Genomic DNA, 18,214 nt, shown 5'->3' on the forward strand with positions numbered 1-18,214 from the left:
ATCATCTCCTTAGCGCTGGAACGGATAAACCGATCCCAGTTGCAGGATGGTTGATAATGCATCCAGCGCTTCGCGGCCTTCGCGCAGCAGCTGCGGATCAACCAGATCGGCCTGAACCAGACGGTCGCGATAATAGCGGTCCACCCAGTCATTGAGGGTATTGAACAGCGTGTCGTTCATCATCACCGCCGGATTCACGGCCTGCATCTCCTCCGGCGTTAACACCACGCGCAGTCGCAGGCACGCCGGTCCCCCGCCGTTGGCCATACTTTCCCGCAGATCGAACACGCGCAGTTCATCAATCGGGTTATCCGTCTGCACCAGTTCGCTGAGATAGCGCCAGACGCCCTGATGGTTGCGGGACTCCTGCGGCAGCACCAGCATCATGCTGCCGTCATCCCGGCTCAGCAGCTGGCTGTTGAACAGATACGTTTCGACCGCGTCCTGCACGCTTACCGCCTGCGTGGGCACCTGAATCGGCATAAATCCCGGCACGCGTTCGCGCAGCGTGGCCAGCAACTTTTCCTGATGGGCAAACGCCTGCTCGTGGCAGAACAGTACCTGACGGTTGGAAACGGCAATGACGTCGTTATGAAACACGCCCTGGTCGATCACCTGCGGATTTTGCTGGGCAAAAATCACCTGAGAAGGATTAACCTGGTTCAGCCGCGCAACCGCCTGGCTTGCGGCTAAGGTTTGTCTCGCCGGATAACGAACCGGCGCGGCGTGGCCGCCCTCTTCCCGTCCATAGATAAACAGCTGCAAACCCGGCTCGCCATAGTCGCCGCCCAGACGGTTGTGGTTTGCCGCCCCTTCATCGCCAAACATCGCGACCTGCGGCAGCGCCGAATGTACCTCGAAATGCGCATCATGATTAAAAATGGCGCGCAGCACGCGCCCGGTGGTCTCCGCTTCGCTGGCGCGGTGGAATTTGTTGTTCAGGTTAGCAACGGTCAGATGCACTTTGCCGTCCAGCGTATCCGCCGACGGCGCAACGGTGGCGGCATTCGCCACCCACATCGAGGAGGCTGAACTGGCTGCGGAAAGCAGGTGTGGCGTCTGCGTGCCTGCTTTTTCCACCACCTGTTCATCCGTACCGCTGAACCCCAGCTGGCGCAGCACGGCCACGTTTGGGCGCTCCTGCGGTGGGATCACCGCCTGCGGGAAACCGGCATCTGACAGCGCCTTCATTTTCAATAGCCCCTGCTTCGCCGCCAGCTTCGGGTTCGAGACCTGGAAACGGTGCTTCGTCGAGGCTTCATTACCGAACGACAGCCCGGCATAGTGGTGCGTCAGCCCCACGAGGCCGTCAAAGTTAACCTCACGCGCTTTCATGGGCGTCACCCTCAGTAAAATCCAGGCCCGGATTCAACGTCTCCGGCAGCGTCAGCGCCGGGGTTTCCAGGCTTGCCATCGGCCACGCGCAGTAATCGGCGGCATACCAGGCGCTGGCGCGATGGTTGCCCGACGCCCCTACGCCACCAAACGGCGCAGTGCTCGCCGCACCGGTCAGCGGTTTGTTCCAGTTCACGATCCCGGCGCGCGCTTCCAGCAGCAGCTGGTCGAATTTCTCGCGATGCGGCGATATCAGGCCGCTCGACAGGCCGTAGCGGGTATTGTTGGCCATCTCGATCGCCGACTCAAAATCGTCATAGCGCCAGACGCACAGCAGCGGGCCAAAGACCTCTTCATCCGGCACGTTGCTTGTCGCACTCATGTCAATAATCCCCGGCGTCAGCAGCGACGTGCCGGGCTGAACCAGCTTCGGCTCCAGCAGGGTTTTCGCCCCGCGCGCCACGTGCTCCTGCCACGCTTTCAGTACGTTCAGCGCCGCCTGCCCGGAGATCAGCCCGCCGATAAACGGCTGCGGCTCGGCATCCCATTTCGCGGGAACCAGACGCGCGCTCACCTCCACCAGACGCTTCAGGAACGCATCCCCCTGCGCGCCGCGCTTAACCAGCAGGCGGCGGGCGCATGTGCAGCGCTGTCCGGCGGTAATGAACGCCGACTGAATGGTCAAGTGGACCGCGGCATCGATATCCTCCGGATCTTCCACAATCAGTGGGTTGTTGCCGCCCATCTCCAGCGCCAGAATTTTTTCCGGTTGCCCCGCCAGCTGACGATGCAGCTGATAGCCCGTTCCGGCACTGCCGGTAAACAGCAGACCGTCAATGTCGCTCAGCGCACTCAGCGCCTGACCGGTTTCACGCCCGCCCTGCACCAGATTCAGCACCCCCGGCGGCAGCCCCGCCTGCTCCCAGAGTTTTACCACTGCTTCTCCGGTTAAGGGGGTTAACTCACTCGGCTTGAAGATGACGGTATTCCCCGCCAGCAGCGCAGGCACAATGTGCCCGTTCGGCAGATGCCCGGGGAAGTTATACGGGCCAAACACCGCCAGTACCCCGTGCGGACGGTGGCGCAGCGTGGCAGCGCCGTCTGGCATCTCGGTATGCTGCTCGCCGGTGCGGGTATGGTACGCCTTCACCGATATCGCAATTTTGTTGATCATCGCCGTGACTTCGGTTGTTGCCTCCCAGCGCGGCTTACTGGTTTCGCAGGCAATGATGCGGGTCAGCTCGGCTTTATTGGCCTCCAGCAGCGCAGCAAATTTCTCAACCAGCGCCTGGCGCTCGGAGAATGGCCGTTTCGCCCACGCCGGAAACGCGCGGCGTGCAGCCTGACAGGCCTGCTCAACCTGCCCGGCGCTTGCGTCGTTCCCAGACCAGAGCACCTCCTGGCCGACCGGGTTAGTTTTTGTCCGCGCGTCACCTTCGCCCGTAACCCAGTCACCGTTAATCCATAGAGTCATGCTGTTTTCTCCTCAGGGCAGAGCCGCACCAGGCGAACCGTGTCGCCAGCGTTACATTTCAGGGCATCCAGTTGCGCAGCCGTCAGTACCAGACGCTCGCATGATGGGTTGGTTCGCACCAGCATGGCGCGGAAGTTGGTGTAATTCTCGTTCGAGACCAGGCAGGCTGGCCACTCGCCCGGCGCGGGCTGGCCTTCTGAAACCTCAACCAGGCGGCTTTTACGGATGGCGCGAACGCGGTCAATGTCGCATTCCAGCGTCGGGCCGCCGTCGAAGATGTCGACGTAGTTACGGTAGCGAAATCCCTCTTTCTCCAGCACCGCGCGGGCCGGGGCGGTTTGCGGGTGAACTTCGCCGATCACCGCCTGCGCTTCTGGCGTTAGGAAATGGGTATAAATAGGATGCTTCGGCATCAACTCGGCGATAAACGCCTTCTGACCGGTGCCGCACAGGTAATCCGCCCGGCTAAATTCCATGGAGAAGAAGCGTTCGCCCAGACTCTCCCAGAACGGCGAGTAGCCCGTCTCATCAATCACGCCGCGCATCTCCGCGACCACTTTTTCGTTGAAGCGGTCGCGAAAGGCGGCCATAAACATAAAGCGCGATTTGGAGAGCAGATAACCGTTGCCCTCTTTGCGCCAGTCCGGATCGAGAAACAGGGTGCAGAGTTCGCTGGCGCCGGTATGGTCATTACAGAGGAAGAGCGTCGGCAGCGCGTTGTAAACGTTCAGCTCTTTCGAGGCGTGGACCATCGTGCCGACGCGGTAGTTGTACCACGGATCATTAAGCCCGACGGCCACCTCGATAGCGCAAATCCCCGCCACGGTTCCCGTGTCGGTATCTTCCAGCACGAACACATAGCCCTGTTCGCTTTTTGGCAACGTCCCCTGCCAGGTTTGCAGGGCGCGCTCAATGCGCGCCGACAGCGTTTTTTCATCAGCAGGCAGCGAGGTCAGCCCGCCCCCTGTCTTACCGGCAAGCTGCATAAGCCCGGCGAGATCGCCGTGCGCAACGGGACGGATGACCATCATGATGACACCCCGGACTTCACCTGTTCGCAGGCCAGCGTAAAACGATCTAAGCCAGTTCTGACCTCTTCCTCGCTGACGATCAGCGCAGGGGCAAAGCGCACCACGTTAGCACCGGCAATCAGCACCATTACGCCCTGCTTTGCCGCTTCCTGTGAAATCAGCTTCGCTTTGCCGGCAAACTCAGGGGCAAGCTCACAGCCTATTAACAGCCCCAGACCGCGGATCTCTTTGAACAGGCCAGTTTTGCTGTTAATGGCCGTGAGTCGCTCAACAAACCACTGGTGACGCTGCTTCACGCCGTTCAGCACCTCAGGGGTGTTGATGATATCCAGCACCTGTCCGGCGACAGCGGTTGCCAGCGGGTTGCCGCCGTATGTGGTGCCATGAGTGCCCACGGTCATCACGCTGGCGAATTTATCGGTGGTCAGCATCGCCCCCACCGGGAAACCGCCGCCGAGCGCTTTGGCTGTTGAGAGCACATCCGGGGTCACGCCATAGTGCATGTAGGCGTACAGGTCACCCGTGCGGCCCACGCCGGTCTGGACTTCGTCAAAAATCAGGACCGCGTTATGCCGATCGCACAGCTCGCGCAGCCCTTGCAGGAACGCTTTCTGGGCGGGCATGACGCCGCCTTCCCCCTGCATGGGCTCGACAATCACCGCACAGGTGGTGTCGTCAATCAGCTCGCTGGCAGAGTGTAAATCGTTATACGCCGCATGACGGATATCCGGCGGCAGCGGCGCAAAATCCTGAGAATATGAGGGCTGACCGCCCGCACTGACGGTAAACAGCGTGCGGCCATGGAAAGCATTTTTAAAGGCTACGATGCCGCTCTTATGCGCGCCGAATTTATCGTGCGCATATTTGCGCGCCAGCTTCAGCGCCGCTTCGTTCGCTTCCGCGCCGGAGTTACAGAAAAAGACTTTTTCTGCGAAGGTGGCGTCGATCAGCTTCTTCGCCAGACGCAATGCCGGTTCGTTGGTATAACCGTTGCCGGTATGCCAGAATTTCGCCGCCTGGTCATTCAGCGCCTGCCGCAACGCCGGGTTTGCATGCCCCAGCGCATTCACCGCAATCCCACCTGCAAAGTCGATATACTCTTTGCCCTGCTGATCCCACAGGCGAGAGCCTTCCCCACGTACCGGAATAAAAGCCGCCGGAGCGTATACCGGCATCATCCATTCATCGAAATTTTCACGCGTAACTGACAGAGACATAGCGACCTCATCCGGTAAATAAAAGGTTGTTTAAATGTTAAATAATTGAGTGTTTGCACTGTGAATGTAGATTGCAGCGTTCGTGCCAGCCAGCGATAAAAATGCATAAATGGGTTTGGATAACAGAATATCAATGAGTTACAATATGGAGATATTCACTTATAATGCATAAATAGTGAATATTTTTACGACAAGCGGCGCTTTGCCGCATGAAAACAAGAAAGAGTATGCAGAGGCCAAATATAATTCTGGAATTGTGATCGCTCGCGAAATTTATCGGTCGTTTACGCCCTGTTCGAGGGCAAAACGCGCCGAAATGGTGCAAATATTGCACCGTTGGCATTATCTGTCGCAGTAATTGGGCGAAGCGGATAACAGACGACGTAAATTCTGCTACCATCCTTGCACTATTCACCTTGCATTGGCAGCGACTATGAAATTTGTCTCTTTTAATATCAACGGCCTGCGTGCCCGCCCTCACCAGCTTGAAGCGATTGTTGAGCAACATCAGCCAGATGTGATCGGCTTGCAGGAGACAAAAGTTCACGACGATATGTTCCCGCTCGAAGAGGTAGCGAAGCTGGGCTATAACGTTTTTTACCACGGTCAGAAAGGCCACTACGGCGTTGCGCTGCTGACCAAAGATACGCCGGTGTCGGTGCGCCGTGGTTTCCCGGGTGACGGTGAAGAGGCGCAGCGCCGCATCATCATGGCGGAAATTCCTTCCGCACTCGGCAATGTGACCGTCATCAACGGCTATTTCCCGCAGGGTGAAAGCCGCGATCATGAAACCAAATTCCCGGCCAAAGCGAAGTTTTATCAGGATCTGCAAAACTACCTGACAACCGAACTCAAAAAAGAAAACCCGGTGCTGATAATGGGCGACATGAATATCAGCCCGACGGATCTGGATATCGGTATTGGCGAAGAGAACCGTAAGCGCTGGCTGCGCACCGGCAAATGCTCTTTCCTGCCGGAGGAGCGCGAGTGGATGGAGCGCCTGCTGGGTTGGGGGCTGGTGGATACTTTCCGCACGGCTAACCCGGAAACGCAGGACCGTTTCTCGTGGTTTGACTACCGCTCTAAAGGCTTTGATGACAACCGGGGCCTGCGTATTGATCTGCTGCTGGCGAGCGCCCCCCTGGCCGAACGCTGCATCGAAACCGGTATCGACTATGACATCCGCAGCATGGAAAAGCCGTCCGACCATGCGCCGGTATGGGCAACGTTCAAGCTGTAAACTTCAGTGAATATTAAAAAAATCAGTCTCCTGTGCGCCCTTCTGGGCGCATTTGTTTTAATTGTTGTTTTGCTTCCACCGGGCATGCTCTCCCTCGACACGCTAAAAATACACCAGCAAACGTTGCTCGCTCGTGTGGAGCAAGCGCCCCTTCAGAGCGCGCTGTTCTATTTTGCGGTTTACGTTCTGCTCTCCGCGCTATCGATCCCCGGAGCCGCGCTTCTGACGCTGCTCGGCGGGGCGCTTTTCAGCCTGTGGGAGGCGACGCTGTTGGTGTCATTTGCCTCGACGCTCGGCGCCACGCTTGCCATGCTCGTCAGCCGTTATCTGCTGCGCGACTGGGTGCAGCGGCGCTTTGCCGCACAGATGAGCACGATAGATGCGGGAATGGATCGCGACGGCGCACGCTACCTTTTTGCCCTGCGCCTGATGCCGTTGTTCCCGTTCTTTCTGGTCAATTTGCTGATGGGGCTAACCCGTCTCAGGGTGCGTCACTACTGGTGGGTCAGCCAGCTTGCGATGCTACCTGCCACCGTCATTTATCTGAACGCCGGACGCGAGCTGGGAAAACTTACCTCGCTGCGAGATATTCTGTCGCCGGGACTGCTGTTCGCCTTTACACTGTTAGGGTTATTACCGCTGGTCACTCGCTGGCTGTTTTCCCGTTACATCCCTTCGATTAAAAAGTGAGGCATTATGCGCCGGGTGCGTTTTTGCGCGTTTCTGACGAGTCTGCTGCTGGCAACCTCTGCCTTCGCCGCAGAGAGCTGGCAATCCATTCAGCAACAGGCCACCGGGCAGACCGTCTGGTTTAACGCCTGGGGCGGTGACGAGGCCGTTAACCGCTACCTCGACTGGGTAAGCGGCGAGATGAAAACGCACTACGCCATCAACCTGAAGATCGTTCATCTGGCCGATGCCGCCGACGCGGTGAAGCGGATCCAGACGGAACATGCCGCAGGACGTAGCAGTAACGGGTCGGTGGATCTGCTCTGGGTAAACGGGGAAAACTTCCGCAACCTGAAAGCGGCAAACCTGCTGCTCACCGGCTGGGCGCAAACCCTGCCCAACTGGCGCTACGTCGATACCCGTAAACCGGTAACGGAAGATTTTGCCATCCCGACCGATGGGGCAGAATCCCCGTGGGGCGGCGCGCAATTAACCTTTATCGCCCGTAAAGCGAGTACGCCGACACCACCGGCAGATCCCCACGCGCTGCTGGTATACGCCCGACAGCACCCTGGCAAGGTGAGCTATCCGCGACCGCCGGATTTTACCGGCACGGCGTTTCTTGAGCAGCTACTGCTGGCGCTGACCGCCCATCCGGAGGCGTTAAAAAACGCGCCAGACAGTACCTTTGCGCAGGTCACCGCGCCGCTGTGGGATTACCTTGATACGCTGCACCCCCTGCTGTGGCGCGAAGGGAACGATTTTCCTCCGTCGCCTGCGCGCATGGATACGCTGCTGGCCAGCGGCAGTCTGAACCTGTCGCTCACCTTTAACCCCGCCCATGCGATGCAAAAGGTGGCGAGCGGTGAACTGCCTGCCGACAGCTACAGTTTCGGCTTTCTCAAAGGCATGATCGGCAACGTCCATTTTGTCGCCATCCCGGCAAACGCCAGCGCGAGCGCAGGTGCGAAAGTGGTGGCGAATTTCCTGCTGTCACCACAGGCGCAGATCCGCAAAGCTAATCCTGACGTCTGGGGTGACCCGAGCGTGCTGGATGGCGAAAAACTGCCTGCGAAAGCGGCAAAACAGCTTCGCGCCTTTACCCCATCAAGCACGCCTGATGTGCTTCCCGAACCGCACGCCGCCTGGGTTAACGCCCTGGAGCAGGAATGGCTTCGCCGCTACGGAACCCGCTAAGCGGGCTGGTCTGGGCGGCAATGGCGGTCATCTATCTGCCCCTGCTTCCCGCCAGCGGCATGCTGCTGGCCCCGGCGTTTTCTCCCGGCAACTGGGCGACGCTGTTTGCCGACCCGCAGCTGCCGCAGGCGCTGGCCGCCACGCTGGTTTCCACGCTTATCGCGACGCTGGGCTCACTGTTTATCGCCCTGACCCTGCTTGCGCTTCTCTGGCCGGGTGAAGGCTGGCAGCGCCTGAGCACCCGTCTGCCGTGGCTGTTAGCCGTGCCGCACGTCGCCTTCGCCACCAGCGCGCTGCTGCTGTTTGCGGAAGGGGGGCAGTTTTACCGGATCTGTACAGTCTGTTCGCCGCAGCTTGACCGCTACGGTATCGGGCTTGGCCTGACGCTTGCGGTCAAAGAGAGCGCGTTCGTTCTGTGGACAATCTACGCCGCGCTGCCTGAAAAGCGCCTCGTACAGCAGAAAATTGTCCTGCATACCTTCGGCTACGGACGAATGCAGGCGCTCAACTGGCTCGTCCTCCCGGCAATCGCCCCCGCGCTGGGCGCCGTGATGCTGGCGGTGCTCGCCTGGTCGCTTTCCGTGGTGGATGTGGCGATCGTGCTCGGGCCGGGCAACCCGCCTACGCTGGCGGTGCTGGCCTGGCAGTGGCTCACCCAGGGCGATGCGCAGCAGCAAACCAAGGGAACGCTGCTGTGTCTGGTGTTGCTCCTGCTGCTGGCGGCGCTTGCCGCGGTGGGATACGGCTTCTGGACGGCATGGCGGCACGCCCAGCGTGCTCCCTCCGGGGTTCGTCGCGCTTCGCATAGTGTGCTGCCCGCACGGGTGCTGGGCGGGTTACTGCCGCTGTGCGGCGTGCTCTGTGCGCTGGTTCTGCTGATGCTGGCACGCCGGGACGACATCGGCCCCGTCAGCGACAGCCTTTCACTGGGACTGCTGTCCAGCCTGACAGCGCTGGCCATCCTCATGCTCTGGCTTGAGTGGGGATCCCAGCGCGGCGCGGTGTGGATCTGGCTGCCGCTCGCCCTCCCGGCGCTGCCCCTCGTGTCCGGGCAATACGCCGTAGCGCTGTGGCTGGGCATCGACGGCCAGTACGCTGCGGTGCTCTGGAGCCATATGCTCTGGGTCCTCCCGTGGATGCTCCTGGTGCTGCAACCGGCCTGGCGCCGGCTCGATCCCCGGCTTATCCTCACCGCCAGAACGCTGGGCTGGCGGCGGGCGAAAATTTTCTGGCTAGTGAAATGCCCATTGATGGTTCGTCCGGCCCTGCTGGCCTTTGCCACCGGCTTTTCCGTGAGCATGGCCCAGTACATGCCTACCCTCTGGCTGGGGGCGGGACGTTTCACCACCCTGACGACGGAGGCGGTCGCCCTCAGCAGCGGCGGCAGCATTCCGATCCTCGCCAGCCGGGCGCTGGGTCTGTTGTTGTTGACCAGCAGCGTATTTGCCCTTGCCGCGCTGCTCTCCCGGCTCGTGGGCCGTCACAGACAAGGATTACGTTAATGCTGACCGTGAAAAATCTCACCATTGCGCCGCTCTTACATGAGGTCAACTTCCGCGTCCCGGCGGGGGAGATCGTCACGCTGATGGGGCCCTCCGGGAGTGGGAAATCGACCCTTTTCGCCTGGATGGTGGGTGCGTTATCCGCTGATTTTAAGGCGCACGGCGAGCTGTGGCTGAACGATCGTCGCTGCGATATGCTCCCCGTGGAAACGCGCGGGATCGGCATTCTGTTTCAGGATGCCCTGCTGTTTGACGCCTTCAGCGTGGGGCAAAACCTGATGCTGGCGCTGCCGGCGCACATCGTCGGGCGCGCCCGCCGCAACGCGGTCGAGCAGGCCCTGGAGACTGCCGGGCTGGCAAACCACTACACCAGCGATCCGGCGACCCTTTCCGGCGGCGAGCGCGCCAGGGTCAGCCTGTTGCGCGCCCTTCTCGCCCAGCCGCAGGCATTGCTGCTCGACGAGCCGTTCAGTCGACTGGATAAAACGCTGCGCGCCTCATTCCGGGCGTGGGTATTCGAGGTCACTCGCCAGCGCAGGATCCCGGTGGTGCTGGTCACGCATGATGAGGACGATATTCCGCCCGGCGGCGAGGTGATTGAGATTTCTCGCTGGCAATAATGTGCTAACGCAATGTTTTTGGCTTCAGGAGAGACGACAATGCCCCCCTCTTTTAATGACGTCAGGTTTTTCGATGAAACGTGTTTCTCAACTGACCGCGCTGGCCCTGATCTGCGGCCTCGCCTCACTCTCCTCCACGGCGGCTGATATGCCCCACTCCCTCACGCTGGCTCAGCTTCAGACGCAAAACGGCGCGGTAATTGATACGCGCATCAGTGCGTTCTATAACGGCTGGCCGCAGACCCTGAGCGGAACGTCCGGGCACGAGCCCGCCGCACTTAATCTCTCTGCCAGCTGGCTTGGGGCAATGAGCGATGAACAGCTCAGCGGCTGGGCAAAACAGCATCGGCTTACGCCAGACATGCCGGTTGCGCTCTATGGCAACGATAATGACAACCAGACCGTCAAAACACGGCTGGAGAAAGCGGGCTTTACCCACGTCTCCACCCTGAGCGATGCCCTGCAACAATCCGACCGTCTGCAACGTCTGGCGCATTTCGAACAGCTGGTTTATCCGCAGTGGATCCACCAGTTGCAGCAGGGCAAACCCGTTACCGCCGCACCAGCCGGAGAGTGGAAGGTGATCGAGGCTGGCTGGGGTGCGCCGAAGCTTTATCTCCTGAGCCACATTCCCGACGCGGGCTATATCGACACCAATGAAGTGGAAAGCGAACCGCTGTGGAATAAGGTCTCTGACGAAAAGCTGAAAGCGATGCTGGCGAAGCACGGGATCCGTCACGATACCACCGTCATTCTGTACGGTCGCGACGTGTATGCCGCCGCGCGCGTGGCGCAGATCATGCTCTACGCGGGCGTGAAGGATGTACGGATTCTGGATGGCGGCTGGAAGGCGTGGTCCGACGCCAGCCTGCCCGTTGAGCGCGGAACGCCTGCAAACGTGAAGCCAGCCCCTGATTTTGGCGCGCCGATCCCGGGCCAGCCGCGGCTGATGGTGGATATGGAGCAGGCCCGGGGAATGCTGCACCGTCAGGACGCGTCGCTGGTGAGCATTCGTTCCTGGCCAGAGTTTATCGGTGAAACCAGCGGCTACAGCTATATCAAGCCAAAAGGTGAAATTGCCGGTGCGCGTTGGGGCCATGCGGGCAGCGACGCGACCCACATGGAAGATTTCCACAATCCGGATGGCACCATGCGCAGCGCCGATGATATTGCCGCCATGTGGAAAACGTGGAATATCCTGCCGGAGCAGCACGTTGCGTTTTACTGTGGTACCGGCTGGCGCGCGTCTGAAGCCTTTATGTACGCCCGCGCCATGGGCTGGCAGAACGTTGCCGTCTACGACGGCGGCTGGTACGAATGGAGCAGCCATCCGCAGAACCCGGTCTCCACCGGGGAGCGCGGACCGGAGAGCGCACGCTAGCGGGGAAGTGACTTCAGCGTGATATAACCGCTCCAGATGCGCGTTGTGGTGGTCAGCCAGCACAACGCGCCAAACACCCATGCAAAGAGCGCGAAATGCGCCGGAAACAGGCTGCACAGCACAAACAGCGCGATGGTCTCTGTTCCTTCCGTTAATCCTCCAATGTAATAAAGCGACTTGTGCGCATAGCCGGGGTTGTCGATATCATGCTTCCCCGCCAGCGCGGCAAAGGCCAGAAAACTGCTGCCCGTCCCCATAAACGCGAACAGCAGCCAGGCGGCGGCGATCGCATTATCAGCCGGAGCGGCCAGCGCAAAACCAAACGGCACCAGGGCGTAAAACAGGAAGTCGAGGGCGATATCAAGAAATCCTCCCGCGTCCGTCAGGCCACGGCGACGCGCCAGCGCGCCGTCCAGACCATCCAGCAGCCGGTTCAGCACAATGGCGATCAGCGCCGCCGGATACCAGCCCAGCGCCAGAAAAGGTAACGCCAGCACGCCAATCGCAAACCCGGCGAGCGTTAAGCCATCAGGCGTGATAAACGGTTTATCCAGCGCGGCGGCCAGCTGATTTAACCCGGGTTTCAGCCGGGGGTGCAGATGTTTATCCAGCATGTGGTTTACCTTTAAACGTGGCGCACAGCCCCTGAGTCGGGATATCCAGCGCGGCGTTAAAGCGGGCGGAAAGATTCTGAAAGGCAATCAGAGCCGTCATTTCGGTGATGGTCTCTTCCGTAAAGTGGCGCTTCAGCAGGCTTTTGATATTTTCATCCACCTCAGGCGGCGTGGCGGTGACCGCTTCCGCATAGGCCAGCGCCGCGCGCTCCTCTTCGCTGAACAGGGTGGAATTTTGCCAGTCGCTGACGGCCTGCACTTTATCCAGCGCCCCGCTCCGCTCGGCCAGACGCAGGCTGTTGGCATCAATACAAAATGCGCAGTGGCAGATCTGCGAGACCCGCGTCATTAGTAGCGATCGCAGAACCGGGGTCAAACGCGCCTTGCGCCGCTCCAGATAGCCGACAAACAGCGCCACCAGCCAGAAAAGACGCGGCATACGCCCCCACCAGCGAGTGGGGTTCAGCACCGCGCCGAAGTGTTTTTTCTGCATGGCGGCGATGGGGCTAAGGCTGACGGGAAGGGTTTCCATGGGCGCAACCCAGGCGGATATCTCTTTCACCTGATTCTCCTGATGACTGGACTCTTTGGAAGGGCACGATAATATGTCGTTTTTCGCTATTAATTATTGACGAACATGCTGAAAACACTCGATGTGGTTGCGGCCATCCTCGAAAATGAGGGCAAGATTTTGCTGGCGCAGCGTCCCGAACATGCCGATCAGCCAGGAATGTGGGAATTTGCGGGCGGGAAGGTTGAAGCCGGTGAGACCCAGCCGGAAGCGCTGATCCGCGAACTGCGCGAAGAGCTCGGCATTGAAGCTGTGCCCGCGCGGTATGTGGCAAGCCACCAGCGGGAGGTGTCGCAGCGGCTGATTCACCTCCACGCCTGGCATGTGCCTGAATTTAGCGGTGAGCTGAAGGCGCATTATCACTCGGCGCTGGTATGGTGTACGCCAGAAGACGCGTTCACGTATGATTTAGCCCCGGCGGATATACCGCTGCTGGAAGCGTTTATTCTTTTACGCGACGCCAGACCAGCGGGTTTGTACTGAGGGTGCGTTCATCACGCTGGCACTGCAACAGCACGCCATCCGCCCTGACCACTGCGCCTTCGGAATAGTTTTGATCCTGATAGATACAGCACTGATTACACGGCTGCGCACGCTGGCCGCCAGCGCTAAAGACCTCTGGCGGCACGTTAACCTCGACATCCGGGCGAATGCGATCAGCCTGTGCCCCGGCGGACACCATCAAACATAACGCGGCCATTGCGTAACGGTTCATAGACTTTGTTTCCTTTGCATCGTTTATATCTATAACGGTCGATCCGGACGGGATCTTTAATGTATCTCGTCATCGCTTTTAGTTATGACGCGCGCCCTGTCATTAATTTCCCTTGCAGCATAAATTTCTGCTTGCCTCTCAAAGCGGTGCGGGTGGTATAGTCAAAAAAACGACACAAAACATCTCCGCCACACGCATAAATTATTATAAGAGGTTCTTATATCTATGGATCAGACACGCTCTCTGGAAAGCTTTCTTGCCCATGTTCAGCAGCGCGACCCGCACCAAAGCGAGTTTGCCCAGGCCGTTCGTGAAGTCATGACCACCCTGTGGCCCTTCCTTGAGGAAAATCCGCGCTACCGCCAGATGGCGCTGCTTGAACGTCTGGTAGAGCCAGAGCGCGTCATCCAGTTCCGCGTGGCGTGGGTGGACGATCGCAATCAGGTGCAGGTCAACCGCGCATGGCGCGTGCAGTTTAACTCCGCCATTGGGCCGTTTAAGGGCGGGATGCGCTTCCATCCTTCGGTGAACCTGTCGATTCTGAAGTTCCTCGGCTTCGAGCAGACCTTTAAAAATGCGCTCACTACCCTGCCGATGGGCGGCGGTAAAGGCGGGAGTGATTTCGATCCGAAAGGCAAGAGCGAAGGCGAAGTGATGCGCTTCTGCCAGGCGCTGGTCACTGAACTCTATCGCCACCTTGGGCCGGACACCGACGTTCCCGCCGGAGATATCGGCGTGGGGGGTCGTGAAGTGGGCTTTATGGCCGGGATGATGAAAAAGCTCTCCAACAACAGCGCCTGCGTCTTTACCGGCAAAGGTCTGTCGTTTGGCGGCAGCCTGATTCGCCCGGAAGCGACGGGTTACGGTCTGGTCTATTTCACTGAAGCGATGCTTAAGCGTCACGGGCTGAGCTTCGAGGGGATGCGCGTGGCGGTCTCCGGCTCCGGCAACGTGGCGCAGTACGCTATCGAGAAAGCGATGGCGTTTGGCGCGCGCGTGGTGACCGCCTCCGACTCCAGCGGCACCGTAGTGGATGAAGCTGGCTTTACGGCAGAAAAACTGGCGCGTCTGTGCGAAATCAAAGCCAGCCGTGACGGTCGGGTAGCGGATTATGCCCGTGAGTTTGGCCTGACCTATCTGGAAGGTAAACAGCCGTGGGGCGTGCCGGTGGATATCGCCCTGCCGTGCGCGACGCAAAACGAACTGGACGTGGATGCCGCCCGGACGCTGATTAGCAATGGCGTGAAAGCGATAGCGGAAGGGGCAAATATGCCCACCACCATTGAAGCGACCGATCTGTTCCTGGACGCGGGCGTGCTGTTTGCGCCGGGCAAGGCCGCTAACGCGGGCGGCGTGGCCACCTCCGGCCTCGAGATGGCGCAAAACGCCGCGCGTCTCGGCTGGAAGGCGGAGAAAGTGGATGCGCGCCTGCACCACATCATGCTGGATATTCACCATGCCTGCGTGGAGTACGGCGGGGAGGCATCGCAAACCAACTACGTGCGCGGGGCGAATATCGCCGGGTTCGTGAAGGTGGCGGATGCGATGATTGGGCAGGGTGTGATTTAAGGTTTATATCGTGCGGCCGGGTGCCCTCACCCCGGCCCTCTCCCATAGGGAGAGGGTGAAAACCGGGCGTATCAGGCCGCGCTTTTCTTCTTTTTAAACGGTTTCTTCGCACCCGCGCCTGGTGCAACCATCCCTCTGAAGCGCTTCACCGGCGTGCTGCGCGCCTGATCGATCAGCTGGTAAAGCGTCCCCACCAGCGGCTGCATAAAGTCCTGATAGCGGCACTGCTTCTCGCTGATCTGCGTCAGCACCGATTCCCAGTGCGCGGTCATGTCCGGCCTGGCGGCCAGCTCCGGCAGGGAATGAATCAGCGCGCGCCCCGGCTCGGTCGAATGGATATAGCGCCCCTTTTTCTCAAGAAAACCGCGCTTAAAGAGCAGCTCGATGATCCCCGCGCGGGTTGCTTCCGTACCCAGACCGTCGGTGGCGCGCAGGATCTTCTTCAGATCTTTATCCTGCACAAAACGGGCGATCCCGGTCATGGCCGAAAGCAGCGTCGCATCGGTGAAGTGGCGCGGCGGCTGGGTCTGTCGTTCAACCACCTCCCCCTTCTCGCACAGCAGTTCGTCGCCTTTGGCCACGACCGGCAGCGGCGTACCGTCGTTCTCTTCGTCACGCTCTTTGTTGCCGAGCAGCGTGCGCCAGCCCGCTTCCGCGAGGAAACGCGCTTTGGCGATAAATTTGCCTTTGGCAATTTCCAGCTCAATAACGCACTTGCGGAAAACCGCGTCCGGGCAGAACTGCATCAGATACTGACGTGCGATCAGGTTATAGACTTTTGCTTCGTTGTCGGTCAGGTTGACGTTGCTGGTGCGCGCCGTCGGGATTATCGCGTGGTGGGCATCGACTTTTTTATCGTCCCAGCAGCGGTTATGGGTATCCGGGTTTACCGCCGGTTGCGGCAACAGATCCGGCGCATGGACACCAATGGCGTTCATCACCGAGTGGCGTCCGGCGAAGTGTTCCTCCGGCAGATAGCGGCTGTCCGAACGCGGATAGGTGATCAGCTTGTGGGTTTCATAGAGCTTTTGGCAGATATCGAGCACGTTCTGCGCGCTCAGGCCAAACTTTTTCGCGGCCTCGATCTGCAACGCCGAAAGGGAGAACGGCAGTGGTGCGGGCTCTGATTCCCGTTTGTCGTTATAGCTGGTGACTATCGCGGGCTGGCCGGTAATGCGGTTAACCACGTGCTCCGCCAGCGGACGATGCAGCAGCCGTCCCTCTTCGTCCTGATATGACTCACAGGCATCGCTCGGCTGCCAGACGGCGGTAAAGCGTTCGTCTTTCGGCGTGACGATATGCGCTTTGACTTCGAAGAAGTCTTTGGCGACGAAATTTTCGATCTCTTCGTCGCGACGCACCACCAGCCCCAGCACCGGGGTTTGAACACGCCCAACAGAGAGTACGCCCTGATAGCCCGCATTGCGTCCCAGGATGGTGTAGGCGCGGGTCATGTTGATCCCGTACAGCCAGTCCGCGCGGGCACGTGCCAGCGCGGAGACACACAGGGGAATAAATTCGCTGTTGGCGCGCAGGCGCGAAATCGCGCGCTCCACCGCCTGCGGGTTGAGGTCGTTGATAAGGCAGCGCTGCACCTGCTGACGCTTTTCCGGCGCCAGCTCCAGGTAGTCCAGCACTTCATCGACCAGCAGTTGCCCTTCCCTGTCCGGGTCACCCGCGTGGACCACTTCCGTCGCCTCATGCAGGAAGCGCTTAATGACGTTGAGCTGTTTGGTGACGGAAGGACGCGGTTGCAGACGCCACTTTTCCGGCACAATTGGCAGATCGTTGAGATTCCAGCGGGCGTAGCGGCTGTCGTAGACATCCGGCTGCGCCTGTTCAAGCAGGTGCCCGATACACCAGGTGACCACCTGTCCGTTACCGCATTCGATAAAGCCATCACCTTTGCGATGCGGCTTGGGCAGCACGTCGGCGATGGCACGCGCCAGACTCGGTTTTTCGGCAATAAACAACCGCATCGAATTAACGGATCTCAATCATCGGGCGACCACCGCGGGCGGTCACCAGCTCACCAATGGCCGTCAGGGTGATGCCAAACTCGGCAGCCGTCGCCTGAACGTCAGCTTCAGCTTCCGGCGTCACCGCCAGCAGCAGACCGCCGGAGGTTTGCGGATCGCACAGCAGGTTACGCCATGCTTCCGGCATTTCGCCCATTAAATGGCCGTAGCTGGCGAAGTTGCGCTGCGTCCCGCCCGGAACGGCGCCCTGAGCAATGTACTCTTCCACGCCCGGCAGTTTCGGCACATCCTGATACCAGACCTGCGCCTGCACGCCCGCGCCCTGACACACTTCAGAGAGGTGCCCCAGCAGACCAAATCCGGTCACGTCGGTCATGGCCTTCACGCCGTCGATATTGGCGAATGCCGCACCGGCGAGGTTCATCTGGCACATCACTTCCGTTGCCAGACCAATATGCTCGGGCTTCAGCAAGGACTTTTTCTCTGCGGTCGTCAGTACGCCAACGCCCAGCGGCTTGGTGAGGAACAGTTTGCAGCCCGGTTGCGCCGTGCTGTTGCGCTTCACGCGTTCGGTGGGCACCACGCCGGTGACGGCCAGGCCGAAGATCGGCTCCGGCGCATCGATAGAGTGACCACCGGCCAGGGCAATACCCGCCTGCTGGCAGGCAAAGCGTCCGCCTTCAATCACGTCGCGGGCAATCTCCGGCGGGAGGGTGTTAATCGGCCAGCCCAGAATGGCGATCGCCATGATCGGTTTACCGCCCATCGCAAAGATATCGCTGATGGCGTTGGTGGCCGCAATGCGTCCGAAGTCGAATGGGTTGTCGACAATCGGCATAAAGAAGTCAGTAGTGCTGATAATGCTGGTGCCGTTACCTAAGTCATAAACCGCTGCATCGTCACGCGTTTCGTTACCGACAAGCAGGTTCGGGTCGACAAACTTCGCCTGCTCACTGTGCAGGATGGTCTCCAGCACTTTCGGGGAAATTTTACAACCGCAACCGGCTCCGTGGCTGTATTGCGTTAAACGAATGGTTTGCTCGCTCATGGACGTCTCCTGTCATCTCAATCGCGCTATGGTAGCGCTCATTCCATAAAGA

17 protein-coding genes are annotated in these 18,214 nt (G+C 59.7%); 8 read left to right on the forward strand and 9 right to left on the reverse strand.

Annotation, left to right across the window (positions count from 1 at the left end):
- Positions 1-9 precede the first annotated feature (9 nt).
- From astB to AM329_RS08135, 4 genes are read right to left on the reverse strand one after another with little or no spacing between them, the layout of a single operon-like run.
- Entirely contained in the window at positions 10-1,335 is a 1,326-nt protein-coding gene (gene astB, locus AM329_RS08120; protein ID WP_032609026.1) for an N-succinylarginine dihydrolase, read from the reverse strand.
- Positions 1,322-2,809 carry a succinylglutamate-semialdehyde dehydrogenase gene (gene astD, locus AM329_RS08125; protein WP_032609025.1) on the reverse strand — a complete coding sequence of 496 codons (1,488 nt, stop codon included), beginning with the start codon at positions 2,807-2,809 and terminating at the stop codon, positions 1,322-1,324. The genes astB and astD overlap by 14 nt, the downstream gene beginning before the upstream one ends.
- Complete coding sequence (astA, locus tag AM329_RS08130) at positions 2,806-3,840, reverse strand: arginine N-succinyltransferase (RefSeq protein ID WP_022650887.1); 1,035 nt, start codon at positions 3,838-3,840, stop codon at positions 2,806-2,808. Before astA ends, astD begins: the two co-directional genes overlap by 4 nt.
- On the reverse strand, positions 3,837-5,057 hold the full coding sequence (locus AM329_RS08135; protein WP_032609024.1) for an aspartate aminotransferase family protein: 1,221 nt from the start codon (positions 5,055-5,057) through the stop codon (positions 3,837-3,839). Before AM329_RS08135 ends, astA begins: the two co-directional genes overlap by 4 nt.
- A gap of 433 nt (positions 5,058-5,490) precedes the next feature.
- Here AM329_RS08135 and xthA point away from each other — a divergent pair, with 433 nt between their 5' ends.
- The 6 genes from xthA to AM329_RS08165 all read left to right on the forward strand — a co-directional run bounded on the left by xthA (position 5,491) and on the right by AM329_RS08165 (position 11,666).
- On the forward strand, positions 5,491-6,297 hold the full coding sequence (gene xthA / locus AM329_RS08140) for an exodeoxyribonuclease III (RefSeq protein ID WP_022650885.1): 807 nt from the start codon (positions 5,491-5,493) through the stop codon (positions 6,295-6,297).
- A 6-nt stretch (positions 6,298-6,303) separates the two neighbouring features.
- The gene (locus tag AM329_RS08145; RefSeq protein WP_032609023.1) at positions 6,304-6,987 is read left to right on the forward strand and encodes a TVP38/TMEM64 family protein; all 684 of its coding nucleotides are present in this window, start codon (positions 6,304-6,306) and stop codon (positions 6,985-6,987) included.
- A 6-nt stretch (positions 6,988-6,993) separates the two neighbouring features.
- On the forward strand, positions 6,994-8,163 hold the full coding sequence (locus AM329_RS08150) for an ABC transporter substrate-binding protein (protein ID WP_072163305.1): 1,170 nt from the start codon (positions 6,994-6,996) through the stop codon (positions 8,161-8,163).
- Positions 8,136-9,665 carry an ABC transporter permease subunit gene (locus AM329_RS08155; protein ID WP_032609022.1) on the forward strand — a complete coding sequence of 510 codons (1,530 nt, stop codon included), beginning with the start codon at positions 8,136-8,138 and terminating at the stop codon, positions 9,663-9,665. The genes AM329_RS08150 and AM329_RS08155 overlap by 28 nt, the downstream gene beginning before the upstream one ends.
- Positions 9,665-10,285 (forward strand): ATP-binding cassette domain-containing protein, encoded by a 621-nt coding sequence (locus tag AM329_RS08160; protein WP_022650881.1) that lies wholly within the window; start codon positions 9,665-9,667, stop codon positions 10,283-10,285. The genes AM329_RS08155 and AM329_RS08160 overlap by 1 nt, the downstream gene beginning before the upstream one ends.
- Positions 10,286-10,358: 73 nt before the next feature.
- The gene (locus tag AM329_RS08165; RefSeq protein ID WP_032610200.1) at positions 10,359-11,666 is read left to right on the forward strand and encodes a sulfurtransferase; all 1,308 of its coding nucleotides are present in this window, start codon (positions 10,359-10,361) and stop codon (positions 11,664-11,666) included.
- On the opposite strand, the gene AM329_RS08170 is transcribed toward AM329_RS08165, so the two are convergent.
- Positions 11,663-12,280: a CDP-alcohol phosphatidyltransferase family protein gene (locus tag AM329_RS08170; RefSeq protein ID WP_022650879.1), complete on the reverse strand. Its 618-nt coding sequence runs from the start codon at positions 12,278-12,280 to the stop codon at positions 11,663-11,665. The genes AM329_RS08165 and AM329_RS08170 overlap by 4 nt on opposite strands.
- Positions 12,270-12,842, reverse strand: coding sequence for a carboxymuconolactone decarboxylase family protein (locus AM329_RS08175; protein ID WP_003857852.1), 573 nt, complete (start codon positions 12,840-12,842; stop codon positions 12,270-12,272). The genes AM329_RS08170 and AM329_RS08175 overlap by 11 nt, the downstream gene beginning before the upstream one ends.
- Positions 12,843-12,917: 75 nt before the next feature.
- On the opposite strand from AM329_RS08175, the gene AM329_RS08180 reads away from it, so the two are divergent.
- Positions 12,918-13,334 carry a pyrimidine (deoxy)nucleoside triphosphate diphosphatase gene (locus tag AM329_RS08180; RefSeq protein ID WP_023315911.1) on the forward strand — a complete coding sequence of 139 codons (417 nt, stop codon included), beginning with the start codon at positions 12,918-12,920 and terminating at the stop codon, positions 13,332-13,334.
- Here AM329_RS08180 and AM329_RS08185 read toward each other — a convergent pair.
- Complete coding sequence (locus AM329_RS08185) at positions 13,294-13,566, reverse strand: YnjH family protein (protein WP_003857857.1); 273 nt, start codon at positions 13,564-13,566, stop codon at positions 13,294-13,296. The genes AM329_RS08180 and AM329_RS08185 overlap by 41 nt on opposite strands.
- Before the next feature lie 225 nt (positions 13,567-13,791).
- On the opposite strand from AM329_RS08185, the gene gdhA reads away from it, so the two are divergent.
- A complete protein-coding gene (gdhA, locus tag AM329_RS08190) occupies positions 13,792-15,135 on the forward strand; it encodes an NADP-specific glutamate dehydrogenase (RefSeq protein ID WP_032609021.1) in 1,344 nt (447 codons plus the stop codon).
- A 71-nt stretch (positions 15,136-15,206) separates the two neighbouring features.
- On the opposite strand, the gene AM329_RS08195 is transcribed toward gdhA, so the two are convergent.
- Positions 15,207-17,114, reverse strand: coding sequence for a DNA topoisomerase III (locus AM329_RS08195; RefSeq protein ID WP_023324481.1), 1,908 nt, complete (start codon positions 17,112-17,114; stop codon positions 15,207-15,209).
- Between the two features lie 4 nt (positions 17,115-17,118).
- Entirely contained in the window at positions 17,119-18,162 is a 1,044-nt protein-coding gene (gene selD, locus AM329_RS08200) for a selenide, water dikinase SelD (protein ID WP_032609020.1), read from the reverse strand.
- Positions 18,163-18,214 lie beyond the last annotated feature (52 nt).

It is taken from the genome of Enterobacter cloacae complex sp. AR_0002 (genome assembly GCF_001922365.1).
Classification (GTDB): domain Bacteria; phylum Pseudomonadota; class Gammaproteobacteria; order Enterobacterales; family Enterobacteriaceae; genus Enterobacter; species Enterobacter hormaechei_C.

Excerpts from the sequence above, each read along its gene's own strand:
- astB (WP_032609026.1), bottom strand. The coding sequence starts at position 1,335 with ATGAAAGCGCGTGAGGTTAACTTTGACGGCCTCGTGGGGCTGACGCAC.
- astD (WP_032609025.1), bottom strand. The coding sequence starts at position 2,809 with ATGACTCTATGGATTAACGGTGACTGGGTTACGGGCGAAGGTGACGCG.
- astA (WP_022650887.1), bottom strand. The coding sequence starts at position 3,840 with ATGATGGTCATCCGTCCCGTTGCGCACGGCGATCTCGCCGGGCTTATG.
- AM329_RS08135 (WP_032609024.1), bottom strand. The coding sequence starts at position 5,057 with ATGTCTCTGTCAGTTACGCGTGAAAATTTCGATGAATGGATGATGCCG.
- xthA (WP_022650885.1), top strand. The coding sequence starts at position 5,491 with ATGAAATTTGTCTCTTTTAATATCAACGGCCTGCGTGCCCGCCCTCAC.
- AM329_RS08150 (WP_072163305.1), top strand. The coding sequence starts at position 6,994 with ATGCGCCGGGTGCGTTTTTGCGCGTTTCTGACGAGTCTGCTGCTGGCA.
- AM329_RS08155 (WP_032609022.1), top strand. The coding sequence starts at position 8,136 with ATGGCTTCGCCGCTACGGAACCCGCTAAGCGGGCTGGTCTGGGCGGCA.
- AM329_RS08160 (WP_022650881.1), top strand. The coding sequence starts at position 9,665 with ATGCTGACCGTGAAAAATCTCACCATTGCGCCGCTCTTACATGAGGTC.
- AM329_RS08165 (WP_032610200.1), top strand. The coding sequence starts at position 10,359 with ATGAAACGTGTTTCTCAACTGACCGCGCTGGCCCTGATCTGCGGCCTC.
- AM329_RS08170 (WP_022650879.1), bottom strand. The coding sequence starts at position 12,280 with ATGCTGGATAAACATCTGCACCCCCGGCTGAAACCCGGGTTAAATCAG.
- AM329_RS08180 (WP_023315911.1), top strand. The coding sequence starts at position 12,918 with ATGCTGAAAACACTCGATGTGGTTGCGGCCATCCTCGAAAATGAGGGC.
- AM329_RS08185 (WP_003857857.1), bottom strand. The coding sequence starts at position 13,566 with ATGAACCGTTACGCAATGGCCGCGTTATGTTTGATGGTGTCCGCCGGG.
- gdhA (WP_032609021.1), top strand. The coding sequence starts at position 13,792 with ATGGATCAGACACGCTCTCTGGAAAGCTTTCTTGCCCATGTTCAGCAG.
- AM329_RS08195 (WP_023324481.1), bottom strand. The coding sequence starts at position 17,114 with ATGCGGTTGTTTATTGCCGAAAAACCGAGTCTGGCGCGTGCCATCGCC.
- selD (WP_032609020.1), bottom strand. The coding sequence starts at position 18,162 with ATGAGCGAGCAAACCATTCGTTTAACGCAATACAGCCACGGAGCCGGT.